Origin of the sequence: Sporosarcina sp. P34 (genome assembly GCF_002743375.1) — a bacterium.
In the GTDB taxonomy this organism is placed as follows: domain Bacteria; phylum Bacillota; class Bacilli; order Bacillales_A; family Planococcaceae; genus Sporosarcina.
Genome location: NZ_PDZC01000008.1, coordinates 67,614 through 93,277 on the forward strand (window position 1 = coordinate 67,614; position 25,664 = coordinate 93,277).

A 25,664-nucleotide genomic window follows, 5' to 3' on the forward strand; every position below is an offset into this window, starting at 1 on the left:
TTCTTTTCTCTTTCTGGCTCTATATAGTGTGCAAAGGAGGCGTCAACTATGACACGTTATAATCCACTTAGATTTACAGATCAACCAGAATAAGACGCAGTGGTATTAGTGAATTTTTAAGATATCATCCGCAGTAGTTAGCAGTTGATCATTTTTCGAGAAATCAACACCTCTTCTAGATAGCTTAACCGTTTTGACCACGTAATGATCTTTTGCGAATACGAGTAAAAATATATCATCACGATATTCAATACCTTGCGTACTTCCTTTAAATTTACTATTCAGTGAGCCTTCAATTATTTCTTTTGAAGTATAGGGGCCGTAAACCATCGCTTTGTTCCACTCGAAATCGGTTAGAGACGTTAAGGAAATTTCGGTCACACCTTTGCTTGCTAAATCATCAATTCTTTTAGCAAGCAAAGGATCTTCAGTAGCGCGATGAAGAAAAAACGTAGTACATATTAGGAGAAACAAAGTGGCAAAGACAACCCAAACCATTTTTTTCTTCTTCATATAAAGCACCCTTTCAGTAGGTGAGTAGTATACATAACGTTGGAAATAGAAAAAGGTTGCTCGATAAAGTATTCGAAAAAGGGGGATGCTTCCCTTAGCAAATTTAGGTAGTGGATGTATAATGGATACAAGAAGTATAATTTGGAGGCAATTACTATGAGTACAACGAAAATCATGAATGAAATGAAGAAACTGATAGAGCAAGATCCGTCACTCGCGATTAGTGAATGGCAAGGGACAAGCCAGTATGTAGTAGGGGAAATGATGTCGCTCGAGACGAAAGATCTACAGGAAATTGATCTGAAAGGCATCGCGAAGCCAGGAGAAAAACAAATTATGCCGATTGAATTATTAATCGCCGCGGCAACTACTAGTTTTGGCGTAACATTCCATTTGGAAGCCTATAATCAGGGTGTGACGGTTGACAGAGCGGAGATCGTTTTCACTGGCGTATGCGATAAAGCACCATTTTTAGGAATTCAAAGCGGTAACAGCGGTATTATGAAGCCGATGATCGTTTTATCTGCTGAGTCTACTACGAATAAAGGGCAACTGGCAGAAATTGCGGCTATTGCAGTTGAACGTTCACCGATCCTTTCAAGTTTGAAGGAAGAAGTAATATTGCATATTAAGTGATTTCATAAAGTTATGAGATATGTATATACAAAATACGCCATCACCTTGTCAATTCAGATAAAGTGATGGCGTTTTTATTCCCTAAACATAAAAATTCCATTGATTAGTAAACTGAATACCGGAATTTTTGCCTACACTTTACTGTTTTGTTCTTCCCATATTTATTAAATTTAGACAACAGACTAATCATTTAACGTATTTTTAGTAAGTTTTTTGATTTAGTAAGTGAAGAAGTAGTAGACTGTATTACAGCGCCGTTTTGTATGTTAACCAGTAAAACTATTCAAGTACGTTAGGTTGGAATAAATGATGTACTAAAAACGAGCAATACTATACAGGAGTTAGTTGCGGAAAAATCACATTATGTATTGCATCATACGAAACGAAGGAGGATCTTAATGAAAGTAAAAATGGCTATTCTTCTATTTACAACCATTCTGATGTTAAGTGGCTGCAATAAGAAGATCGAAACGAATATGTCAGAAACCATGCCAGACTTTGAATTTACTACACAGGACGACCAACCGCTTGGCTTGAAGGATTTGAAAGGCGACTGGTGGATTGCTTATTTCTCCTATACCAACTGCATCACCGTATGCCCAAGAACGACCGCCAATATGGTCGGTGTTCAGGAAAGATTAAAGGAAGAGGGTTTGGAACCTCGTATAATCTCATTCGGTATAGATCCTGAAAATGATACACCCGAAGTATTAAGGGATTATGCTGCAGATTTTGGCGCAGATCTCCGTACGATGACTTTTTTGACAGGTTATGATTTTAAAACGATTCAGGAATTATCGAAAAATACCTTCCTTTCTATATTGGAAAGTGGAGCATTGGACCAACGAGCGCATAGCTATTATTTTTATTTAATTAATCCTGAAGGGGAAATTGTGAAAAGATACGATGGCCTAACAGCGACGGATAATGAATTATTGATAGAAGATGTAAAGACTGTGTTAGGTAAATAAGGAGAAACGTAAAAAATAACGCCTGTCTAATCAATCGATTAGACAGGCGTTATTTGTTTTATCTACTTACCATTTCGGTACACCGACATGGTTTTCCACCCATTCTTCATTGTAATGAATGGTTGTGGCTTCATTAAGCGGGACGACTTTAAAGCGCTTATTTTGATCTTTAATGACGCCAGTCGGGAAGAAGCGTGGATCTTCGATAGTTACGGTTTTTTGGTCACCCGTTTGTTCTTTCGTTACAGACAGTCTTGCGATTCCACCGAAGTTCGTATAATCGAATGGTTGGGCTGAATAGAAATTGCCGAGCGAGAAGAATACTTTAGTATTTCCTACTTCACCATAGCGTTGTAAAACATGTGGGTGATGTCCGAATAGTACATCAGCACCCGCATCCGAAACGAATTGCGCCAGTTCTGCTTGATCTTCGGACGTTTCAAGTTGATACTCGGGACCCCAATGTAAGGATACGATCGTCACGTCTACCTTTGGCTTCATTTGCTGAATTTCATTTTCCATTCGTTCACGATCGATATAGTTGACCAAGTACTCTTTGCCTTGCAAGTCTAACTTTACATTTGTGCCGTACGTATAAGCGAGTACACCGAATTTGATACCGTTCACTTCGATAATCCGTTCAGTCTTGCGGTCTTTAAAAGATTCATAAGCCCCAACATACTCCATCTGGTATTGTTGCGCATGTTCAATCGCCTTGCGCACACCATTTTCCCCTTTGTCAAATGTATGATTGTTGGCGAATGAAACCATATCGACACCAACATTTTGTAAGGCGGGGAGTATATGTTTTGGACTATTGAACTTTGGATAGGTAGATAAACCAAGTTCGACACCGCCAGGCATAGATTCCTGATTGGCCAAGAGAAAGTCGATACTGGCCATCTGCTCTTTTACCGCTTCGAATGCAAAATCGAAGTTAGGATATGTATAAATTGGATTATGTAATAATACATCGCCAACCATACCGATTGTCGCCGTATGAATAATCGTTTCTTCTAGTTTTTGATCTGATTCGACTTCAGTCAATTTTTCAGACGGATCTTTGGCCGTATCCTGTGGTGTTTGCACAGCCGTTTTTGTCGATATTGCCAACTCTCTATTATTCCAATCGTTCCATAAAATCAGACCACCTATAATCCAAATAAACCCTAGTGCTGCAACAAGCCATTTTCTGTTCACAACAATCTCTCCATATCTATTATGACTATTTCTTGTAAGACTCTAAAACTAACGATAGCACACTAGTAGAATAGTAAACAATGAAATTTGTAAATTGTAATAATATATTATTTCCCTCTACTTTTATAGATAAAAAACGCCACACTTCGACATGGACATCGAGGCGTGGCGTGGTTTCTTTACACCTGTACGTGTGTTTGAGTCAAGACTTTCTGTTCTTCGATATCCTTCGTTGGCTTCTTCGACCAAATCGTCGCAAGAATGGGACCCGAGATATTATGCCAGAATGCACCCCAAACACTTGGAAGTGCGGCAAGTGGACCGAAGTGCGCTGTTGCGAGTGCGACGCCAAGTCCCGAGTTTTGCATGCCGACTTCGAGTGAAATGGCCCGTCTGTCGTTTTCGTTCAATCCGAGTCCAAGTGCAATCAAATAACCGAGAAGTAATCCGATCCCGTTATGCAAGAATACAGCGATGAATACGAGTAGACCTGAGCTTGCGACATTGCCTGTGTTAGCGGAAGTAACCGCAGCGACAATGATCAGGATCGCAACAACTGAAATGATCGGTACGACCGATACACTTTTCGCAACTGCTTGCGGGAAGAATCGTTGAATGAGTAGTCCTAGCACAATGGGAATGATGATAACTTGGACAATCGACTTAAACATCGACAACGCATCTACGGGCAGCCATTGACCAGCTAACACTAGCAATAATAGCGGCGTGACAAGTGGTGCCAATAGAGTGGAAAGGGATGTCATCGCAACAGATAATGCGAGATTTCCTTTCGCTAGATAGACCATGACGTTTGAAGCAGTGCCTCCTGGAACAGATCCAAGCAATACGAGACCAGCTGCTAGTTCAGGTGGTAGCTTCAATAAATAAGCCAGAGCGAAAGCAGCGAGTGGCATGACGACAAATTGTGCAGCTACGCCAATGATCACAGGTAGTGGGTGGGTCAAAATGATTTTGAAGTCCACTGCACGTAACGTCAGTCCCATTCCAAACATGACAACACCGAGTAAAATCGTGATGTATGCACCCAATCCGAGAAAAGGGTTCGGGAACAAGAACGCGATCACAGCGACCAAGATGACCCAAAATGCAAAGTACTTTCCGGCGATAGAGCTGATTGTTTCGAGTACTTTCATCGTTTCGTCACCTCAGAATCCAAGTGGAAAATTTTATTTGGATTGAGTAAGTGATCTGGATCGAGCGCTCGTTTGATTTTCTGCATGACAAGAAGTGCAGCACCGTGTTCTTGTTGCTGGTATTTCTGTTTGCCGATTCCGACGCCGTGCTCTCCGGTACACGTACCGTCACGTTCCAGTGCATAGCGAACGATTTTTTCGTTTAGTTCGTCGGCTTTCGCTCGTTCTGCTGGATCATTCCTATCCATCATCAGCAATACGTGGAAGTTGCCATCGCCTACGTGACCCACGATTCCCCCTGGCATTTCAAGTGACTCGACTACTTCACGTGCATGATTGACTGCGTCCGCCAGTTCTGAAATCGGCAGACAGACGTCAGTGACCATCAGTTTTTTGCCGGGATTTCCATGAATATAGGCATAGGCCAGATTGTGACGAGCTTCCCATAATCGATTACGTTCCGCATTGTCTGTTTCAAATTCGATATCTGTGCACTGATGATCCGCAACAATTTCTTTCGTGAATTCGACATCTTGTTGTAACCCTGCTTCATTGCCATGAAACTCGAGGAACAATGTAGGCTTTTCTTGATAATTCGTTTCACTGAAGATGTTTGCTTGTTTAATAGAAGCCTCATCCACCAATTCCACCCGCGCAATCGGAACGCCTGCTTGCAAAATAGATACGACTGCTTCCACTGCATCCTTGACGGTAGGGAATGATGCACGAGCTGCTGTTACGAATTCAGGAATGCCATAGACGCGTAATGTCAGCTCAGTGAAGCAACCAAGTGTTCCTTCTGAGCCAACAAATAATCCGTTTAAATGAAGTCCAGATGCAGATTTAGCTGCTTTATTACCGGTATGGATGACCGTGCCATCTGCTAAGACTACTTCGAGGTCACGTACTTGATCGCGCATGACGCCGTATTTGACGGAAGTCGTGCCGCTAGCATTCGTTGCCGCCATGCCGCCAAGTGTCGCATCTGCCCCTGGATCGACAGAGAAAAACAATCCATGTTTCTTCAGTTCTTTATTTAATTGAGTACGTGTCACGCCTGGTTGAACAGTCACGAGGAAATCTTCCGCACGTACGTCTAGAATCGCGTTCATATTTGAAAAGTCTATTGTGATGCCCCCATTATCGGGAATGACACTACCTTCTAGGCTCGAGCCGAGTCCGAATGGTATGACCGCTACTTTAAACTCATTCGCTAAGCGCATAATTTCGCTCACGTCTTTTGTGCAAGAAGGGAACACGACAATATCGGGTAATTTCATCGTATGGTAGGATTCGTCTTTTCCGTGGAGTTCACGCACGGTTTCGTTGATGGTCACTTGTTGTTCGGTTAATACGTCTTGTAAAGCCTGGACGATTTTTTCAGTAGTCGCTGTCATAGTTGTTCTCTCCTTAAAGGTGAAGTAGTGATGGTGAAGGTAGTTCTCCTGATTAGAATTTTATAACGCGTGTATTGGACATTATACTATTATACTTACTAATCTGAATAATTCAACGATAGTTTAGTAATTTTGCTATTTTCATTCAATGTTCTCTAAGCATAAAAACTATATTCATGCATGTTCGAAGGCCTATCTGACTAGCAATAACCTTTCATATGAATAAAAGAACGCAAAAATAACTGACTGTTTTGTTTGTATTCTTATAAACACATACAAATGATGAACAGGCTTTGGCTAAGGAGTGTGTGAAATGAATACGATTTTGTTTGTGGAAACTACGAAGAGTGGTTCGAGCAGGGAAGCTATAAAGGCGGCAGAAAGGTTAGGCTACGCCACAGTGTTGTTAACCGAGAATGCAAGATTTATCGATCAAAGAGCGGAATTTCCGGAAGTTACGCAAATGATTCATATCGACCGCATAACGGAAGAAGCAGTCCGAGAACATATTTACGCCATACAGAAGTTAGGATTAAAGCTGAAAGGAATTTTTAGTTTTGTAGATCCATTTGTATCGATGACCGCGCATCTCGCCAATGAATTTTGCCAAGCAGGAATTTCTGCAGATGCCTATTTGAAAATGGAAGATAAAGTATTAACTCGAACAGCACTGGCTGAAAACGAAGTGACACCGAAATTTATGGTTTTTGAGCCAACGACAGATTTGAAGCAGTTCATCAGCGAGCAAGAGACATTTCCCCTTATCATCAAATCGCCCCTGTCAAAAGCGTCAAGAGATGTGTACCTCGTAGAAGATCGAAAAGAAATGACGCGTGTTATGAAAAGTATGTTGAAAAACTATCCATCCCAGCAGATTGTCATTGAAGAATATTTGGACGGCCCACAGTATTTGGTTGAACTTGTGGTAGTGGAGGGAGAGCTCCATCTAGTTGCGGTAATTAAACAGGATATCCAAAAAGACTTGAAGTTCATCATTACCGGTTATGATATTCAACTTTCACTAGAGAGCAGGCTATATGACAAGCTGGTCAGCGCAGTGGAATCGATTTGTAACGACCTCGGAGCAAAAAATGTCGCCTGTCATCTCGAGTTACGATATGTCAGGGAAACCTGGAAGTTGATTGAGTTAAATCCACGAATATCGGGTGGCGCCATGAATCGCATGATCGAAGAGGCCTTTGGGATTAATTTGATGGAAGAGACGTTGAAGCTCTTTATGGGTGAAGAAATCAATTTGAAAAGAAGACACGAACATCATATTTATACGCATTACATTACCGTGAACACGTATGGCACACTATTGAAAGTAACAGGGAAAAATTATGCGATGAAGCATGAAGGCGTGCGGGAAGTCTACGTGAAACCACGTAAAGGTACATTCATGACACCGCCTATTTCAATGGGCAGTCGGTATGGCTATGTCATAGCATCTGGTGATACCGCATCCAAAGCGAAACGAAATGCCATGCATGCTGCGAAGAATATCAAGTTTTATATAGAATCTAACGAGGAGTGAGAGCAGATGGTTACAGTGGGGATGTTGCATTCAAGGAAACACCCGAGCAAAGTAGATAAAGCCTTTGCCTGGGCAGCTGTCGCTAAAATGGAAGGAGTGGATTTTTACTACTTTTCGCCACAAGGTGTTAATTTTAAAACGAACGTCATCTCAGGTTATGTATATGAACAAGGCGAGTGGATAGAACGAGACATGATGTTTCCCGATGTCATATACAATGCTTGCGGCATGAAGACTGATGAGGACATTGAAGTCTACACTAAATTAAGTAAGATCGTTCCTTTCACTTCACACTCAGTCGGTAATAAAATGAGTGTCTTTAGAAGGATTAGTAAAATGCCCGAATTTGTGGATTATTTGATCCCGTCCATCCAGATCCATCACCCTGAAGATGTGTTGGACGCTATGAAGAAATATAAAAAAGTGATTATGAAACCAGTATCCGGCAGTCAAGGAAGGGGGATTTGGTTTATCGAGCTAGATGGGGAGCGTTTCCATACGATAGTTGGTACGGAACAGACGACCCAAAATCGCGAACAACTACTTTCTAGTATTCAAGACTTACTCCGTGAGCAAGCTTACTTGGTCCAGCCGTATATATCCTGCCGAACGAAAGACGGGGAAGGGAAATGGATGATTTCTATTATTTACCCTCGGATCGGTACGATGGATAGAGTGACGAGTAATATTTCTCGTGGAGGAAGTATGGGGACGTTTAGATCGTTTTTAGAAAGGGAATTTGGCGATGAACGGAGGAATATGAGACGGACTTTAGAGAAGTTTGCTGAGCGTTTCACCAATGAATTTGAAAGCACTTTCGATATAGAATTTGATGAGCTTGGAATTGATATAGGTGTCGATGAAAATAATAAGCTTTGGATATTCGAAGTGAATTGGAGACCAGGAAATGAAGAACTTGCATTTAATATAGCAAAGAACCTTGTTCCTTATGCCGTGTATGTTGCCAGTCAACATAAATCGACCTGATGTTTATTCCAAGCAGTATACATTGATGTCTGTCCGCACATAACCTTTCTTTCGGCATTGTCATATAGATAGTAGATACGTATAGGAAGGGGAGGTGAAAAAATGAATAACCCAAGTGCAATTTGTATGGCGATGAAAAGATTATTGAAAGAACAAGAGTTGATGGCTACATTCGGTCAAGGTTTTCAATATGTCTGTTCGTTTCCTGTCTTCGATACGATACCCTTTACACTTCACGACTGCGAATTACACACACCATTTAGCGCCCATTATTCATGTATAAAGACCCCTTATTTCAGATTGGAAAAACTCGATCTAGAGACATGCTGTGCAAGCTTAACCTTACTAGAGCCAGTTGATATGGAAGGCAATCCAGTAGACTCGTGCGAAGAGTTTTACTCCCTACGGAAGACGAAAAGCTGTATTATAGTCAATATCAATTGTTTCTGCACCATCACACCTCTTCCCCCTAAGCTAGTTGATAAAAAATTACCTATTATTGAACCGAAAAAATAAATACAAACTACCAGGTGATCCTATATGCACAATAAAATTAGAAAACAACTGTTTGAACAAATAGATACGGACTATCAGAAGTTTTCATCCGCACTCATACCGACGAACGAAAATATCCTTGGGGTGCGAATGCCGGCACTTCGTAAACTTGCGAAAGGCATTGCAAAGGGTGATTGGCGGACTTATTTACAGACAGCGCATGATGAGTATTTTGAAGAAGTAATGTTACAAGGCTTAGTGATAGGTTACGTAAAAGCGGACGTCGAAGAGCTTTTGCCATACGTAGCGAAATTTGTACCGAAAATAGATAACTGGTCCGTTTGCGATAGTTTTTGTTCGGGGTTAAAAATGACCAAACAACATAAGGAACGTGTTTGGTCATTCCTCCAACCATATGTAGTTTCGGAGAACGAATATGAACTTCGCTTCGGTATTGTCATGTTGCTTATTTATTATACTGAGCCCGACTATATCGACAGAGTACTTGGCTTACTAAATCGTGTGCAACATGAAGGATATTACGTCAAAATGGCGGTGGCTTGGGCGTTGTCTAATTGTTTTGTAAAGTTGCCTGACCCCACTCTACGTTATTTGGCTGGGAAAAATTCATTGGATGTATTTACGTATAATAAAGCGTTACAGAAAATCATAGAGTCGACGCGTGTAGATCAAGAGACGAAGAAGGTACTTCGCAGTATGAAAAGGCGCTGACAAAAACCTAGTCTTGTGACTAGGTTTTTAGTTATGGATATGGCTTTTCAAAATGCCTTATTCAGGTCGTAAAGTGTAAAGAAAACGTATGGAGATCGATAAAAAATAAGAGAAACCTGACAAATCGTCAGGCTTCTCTAAGAACAATTTCTAATCGCTACATTTCAGTTCACATACATCTGAATGAATCGATCTTCTGCAAGTCTAATCCATAATACTCCCAGCGGTATTGACGTGGATCCCATCGATACCCAGCAATAGAAGTTCTGCCAACGAATGTCGGGTAGTACCAGAACCCTTTGTTTCGCGAAGTCCATACATACGTATATCGGTATAAGCAACCTGCTATACCGCCCGGATCCACTGCCCGTAGTTGAGCGTCAGGATAGCTCGGTATTTGGCTTGGAGGAGCGGAAGTCGGTGCACTTTGTTGTGGATGACCTCCTGGCTGTCCATGGTGATGTCCATGATTCTCATGCTGTTGATGATGTCCTGGATATCCATGCTGGCCAGGGTACCCCGAGTGCCCCGGATAGGCAGGTTGATGAGGGTAACTTGGATAACCGGGTTGATGTTGCTGTGGATACCCTGAGTACCCTGGATAACCAGATGGCCATTGCGGATTTTGTTGATTGGGTGGTGGGTATCCTGGATATCCACTTGGCCATCCCTGTTGTTGTTGGCCATATTGTGGGTGATACTGTTGATGGTGTCCTTCATTCTGCTGACCTGGGTATCCGTCAGGGAGCTTCGGATACCACATGCCTTCATCTTGGTGATTCAAACGATCACTCCTTCATTTAGACTGCTTTCACACACAACGAAACTGATCAATACGTTGCAAATCAATGCCTATATACTCCCAGCGGAATCTGCGTGAATTCCACTGGAACCCCGCGACGGATTGTCGACCAACAAATGTCGGATAAAACCAGAATCCATTACGTCGAGAAGTCCATACATACGTAAAGCGATACAAACAACCAGCGATGGCACCTGGGTCTACCGCGAACGCCTGAAATTCTGGATAGCTCGGGATTTGACTTGGTGGCGCGGAAGTGGGAGCTGCCGCCTGACCGCCTGGATTCCCTGGCCGACCTGGTTGCTGTCCAGGGAAATTCGGTTGCTGTGGAAAACTCGGTGATCCAGGGAAGCCGGGCATACTCGGAAACCATTGCATACCTGGGAACCAAGGTTGCCATGAAGAAAATGATTGTGCAGTGGAGAAGCCTTGCGGGTCAGTACCTTGCCAATACGGATTTGTATATTGCGGATACCCCATAAAATCATCTTGTGGATTCAACTTTTTACGCCTCCTTTTCTATTCGTTTTATCATATGCAGTCTGATGGTTATTTGACCTTATTATCTCTTCGTACGACAGCTATGCTAAACTAAAGACAAAGGAAGTGGAATAGAATGAATGAAAATAAACCGCATATTTTAGTAGTGGATGGAATGGCATTGTTATTCCGTTCATTTTTTGCGACGGCACATAGCGGACAGTTTTTCCGCAATGCATCGGATGTACCAACGAATGGCGTGCAAGGATTCGCGCGACATACGATGAGTGCCATTTCGATTTTCCAACCGACGCATTTGGCGGTGTGTTGGGATATGGGATCTAAAACTTTCCGTAATGAATTATTCGCAGACTATAAAGCGCATCGCCCTGCACCTGCACCGGAATTAATTCCCCAGTTCGATATGGCACGGGAAGTATCGGAAAAGTTAGGATGGAAGAGTTACGGAATTAACAATATGGAAGCGGATGATCTGATAGGTTCGCTGATTGAAACGTGGAAAGACGAAGCGAAATTGACAGTAGTGTCGGGAGATAAAGATTTACTTCAGTTACTCCAGCCAGATGTGTCGATTGCGCTGACGAAAAAAGGCTTCACGCAGTATGATGAATACACGGAAGCTCGTTTTATAGAAGAGTATGGAATTACTCCTAAGCAATTCATTGACATGAAAGCATTCACCGGGGATTCTAGTGACGGCTACCCTGGAGTGAAGGGGATTGGGCCGAAGACGGCATTGAAGCTCATACAGGAATATGGTTCGGTCGATGGTGTGCTCGCGGCAAGAGAAAGATTAACTGCCGGTGTCCAGAAGAAGCTGAATGCAGAAGAGGAAATGCTCATGATTTCGAAGGAGCTTGCAACCATTCATTGTGAAATCAAACTCGATGATCCTTTAGAAGAATTGATCATTCCCGAGTTCACTGCAGAAACAGCTAACATGATGGAAGAACTAGGATATTCCATGATTGCTAAACAAGGATTACCTGTTTCACCGTTTTAACGGTTCGATCTTAACAAACGTCAAAATATTTTTATTCATTTCATAGGGGATGGAGCGTACACGGCTCGCGCGATTTCTGCCACCGTGGTCATGAACGAGTACATGCAGTTGATTGTCTACATATTCATACCCGACCATCACGACCCAATGATAATCAAATGAAAAACGACTACACCATTTAAACTTGAACCACTTATCAAATTTTACTGCAACGGGACGGTCTTCATCGATCTGTTCAATCGCCTGCTGGACATGACAAACTTTCACATGCCATTGCGAGCCGAGCATTCGGTTCAGCCGACGAACAAAGCGCCAAGTAGGCAAACCAATCTTTGTACTACCTAATGTTCGATATAACTCATTAATAGAAGGAATAGGGTCAGAGGGGAAGAAATGGCGCAGCAAAACATACGCTGTAACAGGTCCACAAGCCGACGGACGGTAGCTTGGTTCAATGTCGTTGTCATATTGGGATTTGCCTTTCACTTCTATGTAGTTGGACATGAAGAACGTCTCCTTCCTAGGGAAAGTTGTTGTCTGTGAAGGGGGATTGATGTGTGGTGCTCATAGTTGTTGCTTAAGCGCTCTATCAATCCAGTTATGAGCTCATACTAGTTGCGTACGCGCTCTATGTAGTGGGCTAGGCGCTCAAACTGTTTTCGTACCCGCTCAATGCAGCGAAGCAACCGCCCATACAAGTTCCACAACCGCTCTATAAAGCAAATGCTGAGAACCTATTGGCTCTCAGCATTTTCACTTATCATCTTTAAATCTTCACTTCGTCTAAAAACGCCGTAACTTGTTCAGGTGACTTCGCAGACGCACTATGTAGATGTGCATGCTTCTCACCATTTTGGAAGATTAACAAACTTGGGATTCCCATTACTTCATACTTTTCAGCAATTTCAGGAATAACGTCGCGATCCGCTTCATACCATGTGTATGTATCGTATTTTTCAACGATAGGATCAATGAACATATCCATACGCTTACAGTCTGGGCACCAGTCTGCTTCAAACTTTACGAGTACTGGCTGGTCACTCGCAATGATTTCTTCAAACTCCGTAGCTGTTTTAATTTCTTTCATCAAAATCGCCTCCATTCAGTAAATAGTGTACAATGAATAGAGAAGGTTTGGTATTAAATTGCTTATTTTAAAAAGTCTGATTAAATGCAAAATAAATATTGCGAAATAGTTTAAAATGATTTATACTAGCAATTATAGGCAACGCATATTTTTTTTACTCAATAAATGAATGAGTGTTCATTCAAGAAACATAAGGGGAGGATTGCACGTGACGTATCAAATTAGAAAAGCGGCAGTTTTAGGATCTGGAGTTATGGGTTCTGGTATCGCAGCCCACTTGGCGAATATAGGCATTCCCGTACTTTTACTAGATATCGTACCAACGAAATTAGGTGCTGATGACGAGGCAAAAGGCTTAACGTATGATAATCCGCAATTCCGCAATAAATTCGCGGCTACAGCGTTGGAGAAGTTACAAAAACAAAAGCCGGCTCCTCTCACGACGAAAAAGAGCTTGTCATTACTTACACCCGGAAACTTCGAAGACCATTTGGATCAATTAAAAGACGTAGATTGGATCATTGAAGTCGTTGTAGAAAATCTGGATATTAAAAAGAGTTTATATGAAAAGATTGAAAATGTGCGTAAGCCAGGCACCATCATTTCATCCAATACATCAGGGATCAGTATTGAAGCGATGACGGAAGGACGTTCGGAAGATTTCCAGAAACATTTTCTAGGAACACACTTCTTTAATCCTCCAAGATACTTAAAATTACTTGAAATTATTCCTACACAAGCGACATCACCTGAAGTTGTAGAGTTCATGACGGTGTTCGGTGAGGATCGTTTAGGTAAGGGAGTCGTAATCGCAAAGGATACACCAAACTTTATTGCTAACCGAATTGGTACGTATGGTTTACAAGTGACAGTGCATGAAATGTTAGAACGCGGTTATACAATCGGAGAAATCGACTCGATTACAGGTACATTGATCGGCCGTCCGACATCTGCCACATTCCGCACATTAGATGTTGTGGGACTAGATACGTATATGCACGTTGCGAAAAACGTTTACGATCAAACGACGGGGGAAGAGCAAAAAATATTTGAACTACCTGAAGTCGTAACGAAAATGATCGATAATGGCTGGATCGGTGCGAAAGCCAAACAAGGCTTCTATGTGAAAAAAGGCCGAGACATTATGGAATTGGATATGAAGACATTTGAATATGTTCCTACACAGAAAATGAAAGCGCCTTCAATAGAAGTGGCGAAACAACAAAAAGGACTTGCTAATAAAGTGAAGACGTTACTGTATGCAAAAGATCGCGCAGGTGAGATTTTGTGGAATACGTTAACACCGACGATGCTATATGCTGCACAACTTCACGGCGAAATTGCAGACGATATTGTTGCGATCGACAACGCCATGAAATGGGGCTTCGGTTGGACGCAAGGACCATTTGAAATTTGGGACGCAATTGGCGTGAAGAAGTCTGTAGACATGCTGAAAGAAGAAGGCAAGGAAATTCCTGAACTCGTACAGGTATTGCTCGATAAAGGCTATGAAACTTTTTATAAAGAAGAGAATGGCGATACGTACTACTTCGACGGCACAGACTATCAAATGGTGCAAGTGAATGAGAAAGCGATCAACTTGAAGCAGTATAAGAAAAAGCACGGTGTCATCAAGAAAAATTCTGGCGCAAGCTTGATCGATCTTGGAGACGGCGTAGCATTACTTGAATTCCATTCACCATCGAATGCGATTGGCTTGGACATTATTCAGATGATCAACTTCGCAGTAGACGAAGTGGAGAGGAATTTCAAAGGGCTTGTAATCGGCAATCAAGGGAAAAACTTCTGTGTCGGTGCAAACCTTGGCATGATTTTAATGGAAGCACAAGATGATAATATTTTTGAACTCGACTTTGTCATCCGTTCATTCCAAAATGCCATGTTGAAGATCAAATATAGCGGGAAGCCGGTTGTCGCGGCCCCATTCCAAATGACGCTAGGTGGCGGGGCAGAAGTTTGTCTTCCGGCTGCACATATTCAGGCATCTATGGAAACGTATATGGGACTTGTTGAAGTAGGGGTAGGCTTGATTCCAGGAGGTGGCGGAAACGTCAACTTGTATCAGAAGCACTTAAAAGGTTTACCGAACGGTGTACCTATTGATTATCAATATATTGCAAATAAAGTATTTGAATCCATTGCGATGGCGAAAACGTCGACTTCTGCTGAAGAGGCGAGAGAGAACAACTTCCTCGACTTTGCAGACGGTATTAGTGTCAACCCGGATCATCTGATCTACGATGCGAAGCAGGCGGCTTTGTCATTATACGAAGCAGGCTATGTAGCGCCGAAGAGAGCGAAAGTTCCTGTAACAGGTGACTCAGGCTATGCGACATTATTGCTAGCAGCTGAAGGGATGTTCATTTCTGGATTCATTAGCGAACATGATTTGAAGATTGCGAAGAAACTTGCATATGTACTGTCAGGCGGAAAAGTTCCGTATGGTACACGTGTCGATGAGCAGTACTTACTTGATTTGGAACGTGAAGCATTTTTACGTTTAGTGGCAGAACCGAAATCACAGCAGCGTATGCAGCATATGCTGGTCAAGGGGAAACCGTTACGTAACTGATGAGGATAGCTAAAGGAGGAAACAGAATGCGCGAAGCAGTAATTGTAGCCGGTGCTCGAACACCAATTGGAAAAGCAGGAAAAGGTTCGTTGGCAACTGTCCGGCCGGATGATCTTGGGGCGTTGACTATAAAGGAAACATTGAAGCGTGCAGGGAATTATGATGGACCAATCGACGATTTAATCATCGGTTGTGCGATGCCAGAAGCAGAGCAAGGAATGAATGTCGCGCGTAATATCGGTGCGTTGGCAGGTTTACCCGACACGACACCAGCTGTAACAGTCAACCGTTTTTGTTCATCCGGTTTGCAGTCGATCGCTTATGCGGCAGAACGCATCATGCTGGGTCACTCCGAAGCAGTTTTGGCAGGTGGCGTTGAATCGATGAGCATGGTCCCAATGATGGGCAATACGATTCGTCCGAACTATAAACTGGCGGAAGGCGCACCGGAATACTATATGGGAATGGGGCATACAGCGGAGCAAGTGGCGCAGAAATACGGGATCTCCCGTGAAGATCAGGATGCGTTCGCAGTTGAATCACATAAACGTACGGAAGCCGCAATCAAAGAAGACAAATTTGTCGATGAGATTGTACCCGTTGAAGTAACGAAACGTTTTGTCGACGCGGACGGCAAGTATCAGGAAAAAACCATTTTATTCGAAATGGATGAAGGTGTACGTCCGGGGACAACGACTGAAATACTCGGAAAATTACGTCCGGCATTCGCAGCGCAAGGTTCCGTAACGGCAGGTAACGCGTCACAAACTTCCGACGGGGCAGGAATGGTTTTATTAATGGATAGGGAAGTGGCTGAAGAGCGTGGGCTACAGCCGTTAGCAAAATTTCTTTCATTCGCAGTAGGCGGTGTTCCACCAGAAGTGATGGGGATCGGACCGATAGTTGCCGTACCGAAAGCTCTGAAACTAGCCGGTCTATCTATTGAAGACATCGACCTTTTTGAGCTCAATGAAGCATTCGCATCTCAGTCACTCGCTGTGATTCGCGAACTTGGATTGGATATGGATAAAGTGAACGTCAATGGTGGAGCGATTTCGTCAGGTCACCCACTAGGTGCAACAGGAACCATTTTGACGTTGAAATTAATTAATGAATTGAAACGTCAAGGCAAAAAGTACGGTGTCGTCACGATGTGTATCGGTGGGGGAATGGGAGCAGCTGGCGTGTTCGAAGTTTTATAAAAAATAAACAGACAGATAAATTGGAGGAAATTACATGACTAAAGCTATGGAGGGAAATACTATGACAGAATTCGTAAAAGGTGGAGCGTTTTTAACTGAGGACATGGACGCTAATCGTGTTTTCACACCGGAGGATTTTACAGATGAGCAAAAGATGATTGCCAAAACAACGGAAGAGTACGTTAAAAACGACGTCATGCCGTTGATCGAAAAGCTAGAGAACCACGAGTTTGAAAACTCCGTAACATTGCTGAAGAAAGCTGGAGATCTAGGTCTTCTAGCAGCGGATATTCCAGAAGAGTATGAAGGTCTTGCGCTGGACAAGATTTCATCGGCATTGATCGCGGAGAGACTATCCGTAGCAGGCGGCTTTTCGATTACCCACGGTGCACACGTAGGAATCGGTACATTACCAATCGTGTTATTCGGTAACCATGCGCAAAAAATGAAGTACTTGCCGAACTCTGCAAGTGGAGCAAAAATTTCGGCTTATGCATTGACAGAGCCGAGCTCAGGATCAGACGCACTAGGCGCGAAAACGACTGCTAAATTAAACGCTGCGGGTACACACTACGTACTAAACGGTGAAAAACAGTGGATCACGAATTCTGCATTTGCCGATGTCTTCGTCGTATACGCAAAAGTAGATGGCGACAAATTCACAGCATTTATTGTGGAAAAAGAGTACCCAGGCGTTTCTGTAGGACCAGAAGAGAAGAAAATGGGGATCAAATCCTCTTCTACACGTACATTGATCTTAGAAGACGCGGAAGTACCTGTTGAAAACTTATTAGGTGAAATCGGTCGCGGTCACGTCATCGCGTTCAACATTTTGAACATCGGCCGTTATAAACTTGGAGTAGGTACAATCGGCGGATCGAAACGTGCATTGGAATTGGCTATCAAATATGCGAATCAGCGTAAACAATTTGACACGCCGATTTCTTCATTCAACTTAACGAAGGAAAAGTTCGGTACGATGGCTTCTAAGTTGTACGCAACAGAAAGTTTGATCTATCGTACGGTTGGCTACTTCGAAGAGCGGAACGCGGCGATGACCCCTGAAGAGCAAAAAGACGGCGCAAAAGTGGCGGCTTCCATTGCTGAATACGCAATTGAATGTTCGATCAATAAAGTTGTAGGTTCGGAAGTTTTGGATTATATTTCTGACGAAGCCGTTCAAATTCACGGTGGTTACGGTTTCATGGCAGAGTATGAAGTAGAGCGCATCTACCGTGACTCCCGTATTAACCGTATCTTTGAAGGAACGAATGAAATTAACCGTATGATCGTTCCAGGCACGTTCTTGAAGAAAGCAATGAAAGGCGAATTGCCATTGCTTCAACAAGCACAGGCGTTGCAAGAAGAGTTGTTAATGCTGATGCCGGAAGAAGTGGGCGACGAAGCGTTGGCTCAAGAGAAAGTGCTTGTGAAGAACGCGAAGAAAATCGGCATCTTAGTTGCGGGACTTGCAGCACAGCGCTACGGTGCGAAGCTCGATCAGGAGCAAGAGATTCTTGTGAACATCGCAGATATTGCGAATGATTTATTCGGTATGGAGTCCGCAGTGCTTCGTACGGAGAAGGCTATCAATAAGAATGGTGAAGAGAAAGAGAACCAGAAACTTCTATATACACAGATTTTCTGTCAGGAAGCGTTCGGACGTATCGAAGCGGCAGCAAAAGAAACATTGCTTGCAGCGGTCGACGGCGACAACCAGCGCATGATGATTTCGGCTTTGCGCAAGTTGACTCGTAATACTCCGTATAATTTGATTGCGAAGAAACGTGAAGCGGCAGAGAAGTTGATCGAAGCAGAGAAGTATGTCGTTTGAGTATAGTTTGGACAGAACGCCTCCTATGTGGGGCGTTTTTTGGTTTGGGTGGAATTGAATAAGTTCAAAAGTAAGTGATTCGGAATAGCGAGTTACTTAGTGAGTATGAGGGGATGGAAGCTCCAGTTGGGGGACGCTTTCCCATGGGCTCTCGGTGAGCCAACCAGTTCGCTGCGCTCTCTTTTGGTTGTCTCTCCTTTCGAGCTGATCCATCGGGAGTCGCCCCCAACTTCCGCTTCCATCCTACGTGGATAGTAGGGGGACTTAGATCACTTACTGGAGAGCGTATGTTAATTATTATCGTGTTTTGACTTATTTCAGTTCAAGTACCGAAGTTCAACATCAATTACAACACTAACTTCCATACACACAAAAAGTATCACCCGCTCACATTGCAGGGGATTGGTGCGTAGGAGGGGCCCCTCCAGAAAGCGTCCCCTCCGAAGTGCCAATCCCCAACCCCAACACATTGCCAGTCTTTTTACGCACGAACACCACAGCAACCAAACGCCGCTAAGTTCGCATCTATTCCCCTTTATTTGCTATACTGAGAAAAAAGGAGGGATTGATTATTATGACTATGACATACTACGGTTATCCGAAATGTACCACGTGCCGAAAAGCGAAGAAATGGCTTACGGACGAGGGGATTTCATTCGAAGAAAAAAACATCGCCGAACAACCTCCAAGCGAAGACGAACTGCGCAACATGATCGCGAATTCCGGACTTGAAATGAAAAAGTTCTTCAACACGAGCGGCATGAAATATCGTGAGCTCAATTTGAAAGACAAACTGCCAACTATGACGGATGATGAAAAGATTGCGCTTCTCGCTTCAGACGGAATGCTTATCAAACGCCCAATCGTTTCCGACGACCAAAAAGTGACCGTTGGATTTAATGAAACCGCGTTCACGGAAACATGGAAGAAGTGATTTAGGTTCTTGTCTTTACAGGGGAACTATGGCAAACTAAAGGAAGTTAAACTATTATATTTTTGGAGGTTACGACATGAGCACACCAAAAGATTTACGTTATTCAGAAGAGCACGAGTGGGTAAAAGAAGAAGACGGTAAATACCGTATCGGCATCACACATTTCGCACAGTCTGAACTAGGCGATATCGTATTCGTTGAACTGCCACAGGTTGGCGATCAGTTGAAATCGGACGAGCCTTTCGGAAGTGTTGAATCAGTGAAGACTGTTTCTGAATTGTACGCTCCACTTACTGGTAAAGTCGTGGAAGTGAATGAGAACCTCGAAGATAGCCCTGAATTGGTTAATGAATCTCCATATGAAGACGCATGGATGGTAGTAGTTGAAATCGATAACAAAGCTGAACTGGATGAGTTAATGACAGCTGAGCAGTACGAAAAAATGACAGCTGAATAATATTCCAAAAGAAAAAGCGCTGGAACGTCTCAGCGCTTTTTTACACGCTAGGAGGAAACAGGATGGACCCGAAAGTTCTCATTGTAGAAGGCGGTTCGGATCGTAAGCGGCTAGTACCGATCCTTGCAGAGCCTGTAGAGATTCTTTGTACGAATGGCACGATTAGTGCGTATCATATTGAAGAACTGCTTGAACCGTACGAGCAGCAAGATCTGTTCGTCTTTATGGATGCGGACGCCTCCGGTGAGTCCATTCGTAAGCTGTTCAAACAACTGTATCCAGAAGCGAGACATTTATACACGGATCGTCTCTATCGTCAAGTGGAAACGACTCCCGTTAAGCTATTGGCAAGCATTTTAGCTGCTGCTAATTTTAAAGTACATTCCAAGTATTTGGCAGGTGGACCACATGAATCATTGGACAATTGAAGACTGGCAACGCACACAGGCGGCAGAGCAAGTAGCCGCTTTTTATTTATATACACCAATGTGTGGAACGTGTGCAGTTGCTTCAAAAATGCTGACGGTGATCGAGACAATGCGCCCGCAACTACCGATTGGAAAGGCAGACTTGAACTATATTCAAGAAATCGCAACTGAATATGAGGTGGAAAGTGTTCCTTGTTTACTCATTCAGCGAAAAGGACAGCCTGTAGAAAAGATTTACGCCTTTCAATCCGTCCCGTATCTATTAGAGAAGCTCAGTTGACAATCGAAATCAAAGTATGGTATAAGTAGTTAATCAATTGAATACGTAACTCTTATAAAGAGCGGTGGAGGGAAGTGCCCTATGAAGCCCGGCAACCGTCACATATGTGAAATGGTGCCAAATCACTCAATGCGTAATGCTTTGGTAGATGAGAGAATGGTAACGTACATAACTACATACGTTCGGCCTTTCTGCTAATCTGCAGGAAGGCTTTTTTAAACTAAAGCGGAAAGCGCCGTGTAGGCTCGACAGGCGTTGGAGGACGTACCACAAAGGCGCACTTTGCCTTTTTGGTACGTCTGAAACGACCCGAGAGCCTGGCACTTGTAGCTGGATGGAACTAAAGCGGAAGATGCCGTTTAGCTCCGACAGGCGTTGGAGAGCTTAAAATCAAGGCGCTTTTTGCCTTGATCTTAAGATCGAAACGACCCGAGGAGCTGGCATCTGAAGCTGGATGGAACTAAAGCGGAAAGCGCTGTGTAGTATTCCAAAAAACAAATGAAAAAGACTTAATAAGGTGGTGCGGAAAATGATTCAACTAACAAACGTTCATAAAAAGTTCCAATTGAACCGTTCAGAAATTGTCGCGGTAGATGACGTGACATTAGCCATCAAAGAGGGAGAAATTTTCGGCGTCATCGGGTACAGTGGGGCAGGAAAAAGTACATTAATTCGACTATTGAATGGTCTTGAAACGCCTACGTCCGGCAGTATCATGATTCACGGACAAGAAATGACTTCATTACAAGGTGCTGGCCTTCGGAATGCGCGTCAGAAAATCAGCATGATCTTCCAGCACTTTAACTTACTGTGGTCTAGAACAGTAGAAGAGAATATCATGTTTCCTCTCGAAATTGCTGGCGTAAAGAAATCGGCACGCAAGCAAAAAGTGAAGGAATTGATCGATCTCGTTGGTTTAACAGGTCGAGAACAGGCGTATCCATCGCAATTATCAGGTGGTCAGAAACAACGTGTCGGTATTGCGCGCGCGCTTGCAAATGATCCTGAAGTCTTACTCTGTGATGAAGCGACGTCTGCACTAGATCCAGAGACGACGAATGCGATTCTTGATTTACTAACAGATATTAATGAGCGTCTTGGACTAACGATTGTGTTAATTACGCATGAAATGCATGTTATCCGCAAAATCTGTCATCGCGTGGCGGTCATGGAAGCGGGGAAAGTCGTGGAACTGGGTAATGTACTAGATGTCTTCCAATCCCCACAAGCGGATATTACAAAGCGCTTTATTTCGCAAGTGACGGATAGTGCAGATACGGACGCAGCGATGGCACATTTACAGCAAGAATCGCCACACGGCAAATTGATCAAGCTAGCTTTCATTGGCGACCGTACAGAGCAGCCGCTACTTGCTGAATTGATCCGTAAATTCCCCATCGATGTCAACATCGTGCAAGGAAATATTTCGACAACACGTGACGGCGCATACGGCACACTCGTCTTGCAACTAGTAGGGGACGTGGCGGTTATAGAGGAAGCAATTGCTTTCCTGGATGCCAATGAAGTGAAGACGGAGGTGCTGATCCATGATTGAGCAATGGTTCCCAAACGTGAATTGGGATAAAATGTGGGAAGCAACGGGTGAGACGCTTTATATGTCGGCTTACTCCACGTTCTTTACATTTGTCTTCGGTATCGCACTTGGTTTGTTGTTGTTTTTAACAAGTCCAGGGCAGTTATGGGCGAATAAAATCACCAATGTCTTTACAGGGGCCTTCGTGAATATATTCCGGTCGATTCCTTTTATCATATTGATTATTTTATTAATTCCTCTAACAAAATTATTATTCGACAGTATGCGTGGACCGAATGCCGCACTACCCGCATTAATTATCGGTGCCGCTCCATTTTATGGCCGTATGGTGTTGATTGCATTGCAGGAAATCGATAAAGGGGTTATTGAAGCAGCGCGCTCAATGGGTGCTAAAACATCCACAATCATTTTCAAAGTTTTGTTACCAGAATCCATGCCGGCATTAGTCTCTGGAATTACGGTAACTTCGATTGCGCTCGTCGGATATACCGCGATGGCGGGAGTGATCGGTGCAGGCGGTCTTGGTACGCTAGCATATTTGGAAGGGTTCCAGCGTAGTCGCGAAGATGTAACGTTAATGGCAACGATTCTAGTATTGATTATCGTATTTATCATTCAATTTATTGGTGATTTCATTACAAAACGTTTGGACAAGCGATAATAGGATTTTCAGGGAAACCTGTTAACCATAGAAATATTCCATAATGGAGAGGGAGAAATGTGGATATGAAGAAATTTTTATTCGGTCTATTCGCAGCAGTACTAGTGCTTGCATTGGCAGCTTGCGGATCGAAAGACGAAGGTAGTAAAGATAATGCAGCACCAGATGTAGATGGAGCAGAAAAAGGCGAGAAAACATCATTGGTAGTCGGCGCATCTAACACACCACACGCAATAATTTTGGAAGAAGCTAAGCCATTACTAGCTGAAAAAGGTTATGACTTAACAATCGAGAGTTACACAGATTATGTACTGCCAAACAAAGATTTGGACGAAGGTACACTGGATGCGAACTATTTCCAACACATTCCTTACCTAGAGAGTCAAATTGCCGATTTCGGTTATGACTTCGTTAATGCAGGCGCAATTCACATCGAGCCAATCGGTGTATACTCTAAGAAATATGATTCATTGGAAGAACTTCCTGACGGAGCGACGATCTTAATCAGTAACTCCGTTGCGGATCACGGTCGAGTGCTTGCTATGCTTGAAGAAAAAGGATTGATCAAGCTAGCGGATGACGTGGAAAAAGTAAAAGCTGAAGTAGGCGATATCGTAGAAAATCCAAAGAACTTGGAGTTTGATGCGAACTACGAAGCAGCGTTAATGCCACAGTTGTATAATAACGATGAAGGCGACGCATTATTAATCAACTCCAACTTCGCTATCGATGCGGGGTTGAATCCAATGGAAGATGCGATCGCATTGGAAGATAAAGAGTCTCCGTACGTTAATATAATTGCTGTGAAGAGCGGCAACGAAGACAGCGATGCAATCAAAGCATTGGTAGAAGTATTGACTTCAGAACAAATTCAAGATTTCATTTTGAATGAATGGTCTGGATCAGTTGTTCCTGTGAAATAATTCAACGAACGCCGGTAGCTATCGCAGCTGCCGGTTTTTTTATTGTGTGCTTGGTGGGTGTGTTAGTGTGGTTGCTACATGTTGGTGGAGATTCGCTCAATGTGTTGGTCTATCCGCTCTATCGCGCCCGAGCCCCGCTCAATATGCTAGTGTGTCCGCTCTATCCCGCACGAGATCCGCTCAATGGGCTGGTCGCTCTACTCGGTCTGAGACTCGCTCAATGTTCTGGTCTATCCGCTCTATCCCGCACGAGACTCGCTCAATGTTCTGGTCTATCCGCTCTATCGCGCCCGAGCCTCGCTCAATGCGCTCTCGTATCCGTTCAACCCCACGCGCTACCCGCTCAAAGTGCCTTCATGCCCACCTAATCCACACAACTAAACTTCCAAACAACACCACCCAATCCACTTCCTAACAACCCGCAAGAAAAACATTACATAAATCTAAATAAAATCTTCTTTATTCTATCGACTTGTGATAAAGTTGATTTTGTTTGAGTAATACATATGTGTATTTGAGGAGGACGTATTGTGAAGTTTAAATTAGGGCTCATTTGGCGAATTCTCATTGCCATTGGGCTGGCGATCGGACTTGGTTTAGTATTGCCGTTGATCCATGAAGGATTTGCGCATTGGTTCGTTCGTTTAGCAGCTACTTTTAATATGTTATTCGGTGGATTCTTGAACTTTATCGTTCCGCTGATTATCACTGCGTTTATCGCACCAAGTATTGCAAAACTTGGCGCAGGTTCCGGAAAATTACTTGGTATGTCTGCTGCATTTGCGTATGGATCTACGGTAATTGCGGGATTGCTTGCGTATATTGTCGCAATAAATATTTTGCCCAACTTTATTCAGCCGACGACGAAGAAGGATGTTGCAGAAGGCGCACGTGAAGCCGGAGTAGCGTTCTTCGAAATGGAAATGGATCCAGTGATGGGGATCATGACTGCTTTGCTATTGGCATTTGTGCTTGGCATTGGAATGGCAGCGATTAAAGGGAAGACGATGATATCATTCTTCGATGAATTTAATTTGATTATCGATAAAGTCATTTCTGTCGTCATCATTCCATTACTACCTTTCCATATTTTCGGGATTTTCCTGAATATGACGTATACAGGTGAAGTGGCAAATGTACTTTCAGTCTTTGTATTTGTTTTCATTATGATTATTCTTCTTCATTTGACCATGCTGACATTCCAATACACAGTGGCGGGTACGTTGAACAAACGGAATCCGTTCGTGTTAATGAAAACGATGTTGCCAGCATATCTGACAGCGATCGGAACGCAGTCTTCTGCTGCAACGATTCCGGTTACGTTGCGTCAAGCGAAAAAAACGGGTGCTTCGGAACGTGTAACGGACTTCGCGGTTCCATTATTCGCAACGATCCATTTGTCAGGTAGTACGATTACGATTGTTTCCTGTTCGATCGGTGTTATGCTGATGAATGGTTTTGATGTAAGTTTTGGTTCGTATTTACAATTTATCTTTATGTTAGGTGTTACGATGATCGCCGCTCCAGGTGTACCGGGAGGCGCAGTCGTCGCGGCAACTGGACTTCTGACGACTATGCTTGGATTCAGTGATGGCATGGTAGCATTGATGATTGCGCTCTATTTAGCGCAAGATAGTTTCGGAACAGCAACGAACGTTACAGGTGACGGTGCGCTTGCAATGATCGTCGATCGTTTCACTAAAAAAGTATAGAGTAGTAGAAAAGTCGGTTACTTGACCGACTTTTTTGCTGTCTAATTCTTATGTACTAAGGACTGGTTGA

The 25,664-nt window shown here is 43.3% G+C and carries 26 protein-coding genes and 1 riboswitch; of the genes, 18 read left to right on the forward strand and 8 right to left on the reverse strand.

Translation table 11 applies throughout. The annotated features are described in order from the left end of the window. Nucleotides 1-105: 105 nt before the first annotated feature. The gene (locus CSV63_RS12190) at nucleotides 106-513 is read right to left on the reverse strand and encodes a hypothetical protein (protein WP_099696055.1); all 408 of its coding nucleotides are present in this window, start codon (nucleotides 511-513) and stop codon (nucleotides 106-108) included. Between the two features lie 156 nt (nucleotides 514-669). Here CSV63_RS12190 and CSV63_RS12195 point away from each other — a divergent pair, with 156 nt between their 5' ends. Next, complete coding sequence (locus tag CSV63_RS12195) at nucleotides 670-1,149, forward strand: OsmC family protein (RefSeq protein WP_158233965.1); 480 nt, start codon at nucleotides 670-672, stop codon at nucleotides 1,147-1,149. 398 nt (nucleotides 1,150-1,547) lie between these two features. Beyond that, nucleotides 1,548-2,120 (forward strand): SCO family protein, encoded by a 573-nt coding sequence (locus tag CSV63_RS12200; RefSeq protein WP_099696057.1) that lies wholly within the window; start codon nucleotides 1,548-1,550, stop codon nucleotides 2,118-2,120. Nucleotides 2,121-2,186: 66 nt separating this feature from the next. Here the strand turns inward: CSV63_RS12200 and CSV63_RS12205 are convergent, their stop codons facing one another. The 3 genes from CSV63_RS12205 to CSV63_RS12215 form a co-directional block, all read right to left on the reverse strand. Beyond that, complete coding sequence (locus tag CSV63_RS12205) at nucleotides 2,187-3,320, reverse strand: CapA family protein (protein WP_099696058.1); 1,134 nt, start codon at nucleotides 3,318-3,320, stop codon at nucleotides 2,187-2,189. Between the two features lie 179 nt (nucleotides 3,321-3,499). Further along, entirely contained in the window at nucleotides 3,500-4,474 is a 975-nt protein-coding gene (locus CSV63_RS12210) for a bile acid:sodium symporter family protein (RefSeq protein WP_099696059.1), read from the reverse strand. Continuing rightward, on the reverse strand, nucleotides 4,471-5,871 hold the full coding sequence (locus CSV63_RS12215) for an FAD-binding oxidoreductase (protein WP_099696060.1): 1,401 nt from the start codon (nucleotides 5,869-5,871) through the stop codon (nucleotides 4,471-4,473). Before CSV63_RS12215 ends, CSV63_RS12210 begins: the two co-directional genes overlap by 4 nt. A 313-nt stretch (nucleotides 5,872-6,184) precedes the next feature. Between CSV63_RS12215 and CSV63_RS12220 the strand changes: the two genes are divergently transcribed. The 4 genes from CSV63_RS12220 to CSV63_RS12235 all read left to right on the forward strand — a co-directional run bounded on the left by CSV63_RS12220 (nucleotide 6,185) and on the right by CSV63_RS12235 (nucleotide 9,622). Beyond that, entirely contained in the window at nucleotides 6,185-7,408 is a 1,224-nt protein-coding gene (locus CSV63_RS12220) for an ATP-grasp domain-containing protein (RefSeq protein WP_099696061.1), read from the forward strand. 6 nt (nucleotides 7,409-7,414) lie between these two features. Beyond that, complete coding sequence (locus CSV63_RS12225; protein WP_099696062.1) at nucleotides 7,415-8,395, forward strand: YheC/YheD family endospore coat-associated protein; 981 nt, start codon at nucleotides 7,415-7,417, stop codon at nucleotides 8,393-8,395. Between the two features lie 102 nt (nucleotides 8,396-8,497). Further along, the gene (locus CSV63_RS12230) at nucleotides 8,498-8,911 is read left to right on the forward strand and encodes a CotY/CotZ family spore coat protein (protein WP_099696063.1); all 414 of its coding nucleotides are present in this window, start codon (nucleotides 8,498-8,500) and stop codon (nucleotides 8,909-8,911) included. Nucleotides 8,912-8,935: 24 nt separating this feature from the next. Further along, the gene (locus tag CSV63_RS12235; RefSeq protein WP_099696064.1) at nucleotides 8,936-9,622 is read left to right on the forward strand and encodes a DNA alkylation repair protein; all 687 of its coding nucleotides are present in this window, start codon (nucleotides 8,936-8,938) and stop codon (nucleotides 9,620-9,622) included. A gap of 169 nt (nucleotides 9,623-9,791) precedes the next feature. Here CSV63_RS12235 and CSV63_RS12240 read toward each other — a convergent pair whose 3' ends face one another. Both CSV63_RS12240 and CSV63_RS12245 read right to left on the reverse strand, forming a co-directional pair. Then, nucleotides 9,792-10,406 (reverse strand): polyadenylate binding domain-containing protein, encoded by a 615-nt coding sequence (locus CSV63_RS12240; protein ID WP_233192078.1) that lies wholly within the window; start codon nucleotides 10,404-10,406, stop codon nucleotides 9,792-9,794. A 27-nt stretch (nucleotides 10,407-10,433) separates the two neighbouring features. Next, nucleotides 10,434-10,925 carry a hypothetical protein gene (locus CSV63_RS12245; protein ID WP_199203658.1) on the reverse strand — a complete coding sequence of 164 codons (492 nt, stop codon included), beginning with the start codon at nucleotides 10,923-10,925 and terminating at the stop codon, nucleotides 10,434-10,436. A 115-nt stretch (nucleotides 10,926-11,040) separates the two neighbouring features. On the opposite strand from CSV63_RS12245, the gene CSV63_RS12250 reads away from it, so the two are divergent. After that, complete coding sequence (locus CSV63_RS12250; protein ID WP_099696065.1) at nucleotides 11,041-11,928, forward strand: 5'-3' exonuclease; 888 nt, start codon at nucleotides 11,041-11,043, stop codon at nucleotides 11,926-11,928. On the opposite strand, the gene CSV63_RS12255 is transcribed toward CSV63_RS12250, so the two are convergent. Together CSV63_RS12255 and CSV63_RS12260 are read right to left on the reverse strand one after the other, a co-directional pair. After that, nucleotides 11,917-12,432, reverse strand: coding sequence for a C39 family peptidase (locus CSV63_RS12255; protein WP_099696066.1), 516 nt, complete (start codon nucleotides 12,430-12,432; stop codon nucleotides 11,917-11,919). The genes CSV63_RS12250 and CSV63_RS12255 overlap by 12 nt on opposite strands. 262 nt (nucleotides 12,433-12,694) lie before the next feature. Next, nucleotides 12,695-13,015 carry a thioredoxin family protein gene (locus CSV63_RS12260; RefSeq protein ID WP_099696067.1) on the reverse strand — a complete coding sequence of 107 codons (321 nt, stop codon included), beginning with the start codon at nucleotides 13,013-13,015 and terminating at the stop codon, nucleotides 12,695-12,697. Between the two features lie 208 nt (nucleotides 13,016-13,223). Between CSV63_RS12260 and CSV63_RS12265 the strand changes: the two genes are divergently transcribed. The 11 genes from CSV63_RS12265 to CSV63_RS12315 all read left to right on the forward strand — a co-directional run bounded on the left by CSV63_RS12265 (nucleotide 13,224) and on the right by CSV63_RS12315 (nucleotide 25,594). Then, complete coding sequence (locus tag CSV63_RS12265; protein ID WP_099696068.1) at nucleotides 13,224-15,608, forward strand: 3-hydroxyacyl-CoA dehydrogenase/enoyl-CoA hydratase family protein; 2,385 nt, start codon at nucleotides 13,224-13,226, stop codon at nucleotides 15,606-15,608. Between the two features lie 26 nt (nucleotides 15,609-15,634). Next, nucleotides 15,635-16,810, forward strand: a complete 1,176-nt coding sequence (locus CSV63_RS12270) for an acetyl-CoA C-acetyltransferase (RefSeq protein WP_099696069.1) — start codon at nucleotides 15,635-15,637, stop codon at nucleotides 16,808-16,810. 61 nt (nucleotides 16,811-16,871) lie between these two features. Continuing rightward, complete coding sequence (locus CSV63_RS12275; protein ID WP_369823847.1) at nucleotides 16,872-18,644, forward strand: acyl-CoA dehydrogenase family protein; 1,773 nt, start codon at nucleotides 16,872-16,874, stop codon at nucleotides 18,642-18,644. Between the two features lie 574 nt (nucleotides 18,645-19,218). Beyond that, entirely contained in the window at nucleotides 19,219-19,578 is a 360-nt protein-coding gene (locus CSV63_RS12280; RefSeq protein WP_099696070.1) for an arsenate reductase family protein, read from the forward strand. 76 nt (nucleotides 19,579-19,654) lie between these two features. After that, nucleotides 19,655-20,035 carry a glycine cleavage system protein GcvH gene (gene gcvH, locus CSV63_RS12285; protein WP_099696071.1) on the forward strand — a complete coding sequence of 127 codons (381 nt, stop codon included), beginning with the start codon at nucleotides 19,655-19,657 and terminating at the stop codon, nucleotides 20,033-20,035. A gap of 62 nt (nucleotides 20,036-20,097) precedes the next feature. Further along, nucleotides 20,098-20,463, forward strand: coding sequence for a toprim domain-containing protein (locus CSV63_RS12290; RefSeq protein ID WP_099637032.1), 366 nt, complete (start codon nucleotides 20,098-20,100; stop codon nucleotides 20,461-20,463). Then, complete coding sequence (locus tag CSV63_RS12295; RefSeq protein ID WP_099696072.1) at nucleotides 20,444-20,743, forward strand: thioredoxin family protein; 300 nt, start codon at nucleotides 20,444-20,446, stop codon at nucleotides 20,741-20,743. The genes CSV63_RS12290 and CSV63_RS12295 overlap by 20 nt, the downstream gene beginning before the upstream one ends. Nucleotides 20,744-20,792: 49 nt before the next feature. Further along, nucleotides 20,793-20,898: riboswitch (SAM riboswitch) on the forward strand. Nucleotides 20,899-21,272: 374 nt separating this feature from the next. Further along, complete coding sequence (locus tag CSV63_RS12300) at nucleotides 21,273-22,298, forward strand: methionine ABC transporter ATP-binding protein (RefSeq protein ID WP_099696073.1); 1,026 nt, start codon at nucleotides 21,273-21,275, stop codon at nucleotides 22,296-22,298. Then, the gene (locus tag CSV63_RS12305) at nucleotides 22,291-22,959 is read left to right on the forward strand and encodes a methionine ABC transporter permease (protein ID WP_099696074.1); all 669 of its coding nucleotides are present in this window, start codon (nucleotides 22,291-22,293) and stop codon (nucleotides 22,957-22,959) included. Before CSV63_RS12300 ends, CSV63_RS12305 begins: the two co-directional genes overlap by 8 nt. A 65-nt stretch (nucleotides 22,960-23,024) precedes the next feature. Next, nucleotides 23,025-23,882: a MetQ/NlpA family ABC transporter substrate-binding protein gene (locus tag CSV63_RS12310; protein ID WP_099696121.1), complete on the forward strand. Its 858-nt coding sequence runs from the start codon at nucleotides 23,025-23,027 to the stop codon at nucleotides 23,880-23,882. Between the two features lie 530 nt (nucleotides 23,883-24,412). Next, the gene (locus tag CSV63_RS12315; RefSeq protein WP_099696075.1) at nucleotides 24,413-25,594 is read left to right on the forward strand and encodes a dicarboxylate/amino acid:cation symporter; all 1,182 of its coding nucleotides are present in this window, start codon (nucleotides 24,413-24,415) and stop codon (nucleotides 25,592-25,594) included. Nucleotides 25,595-25,664 lie beyond the last annotated feature (70 nt).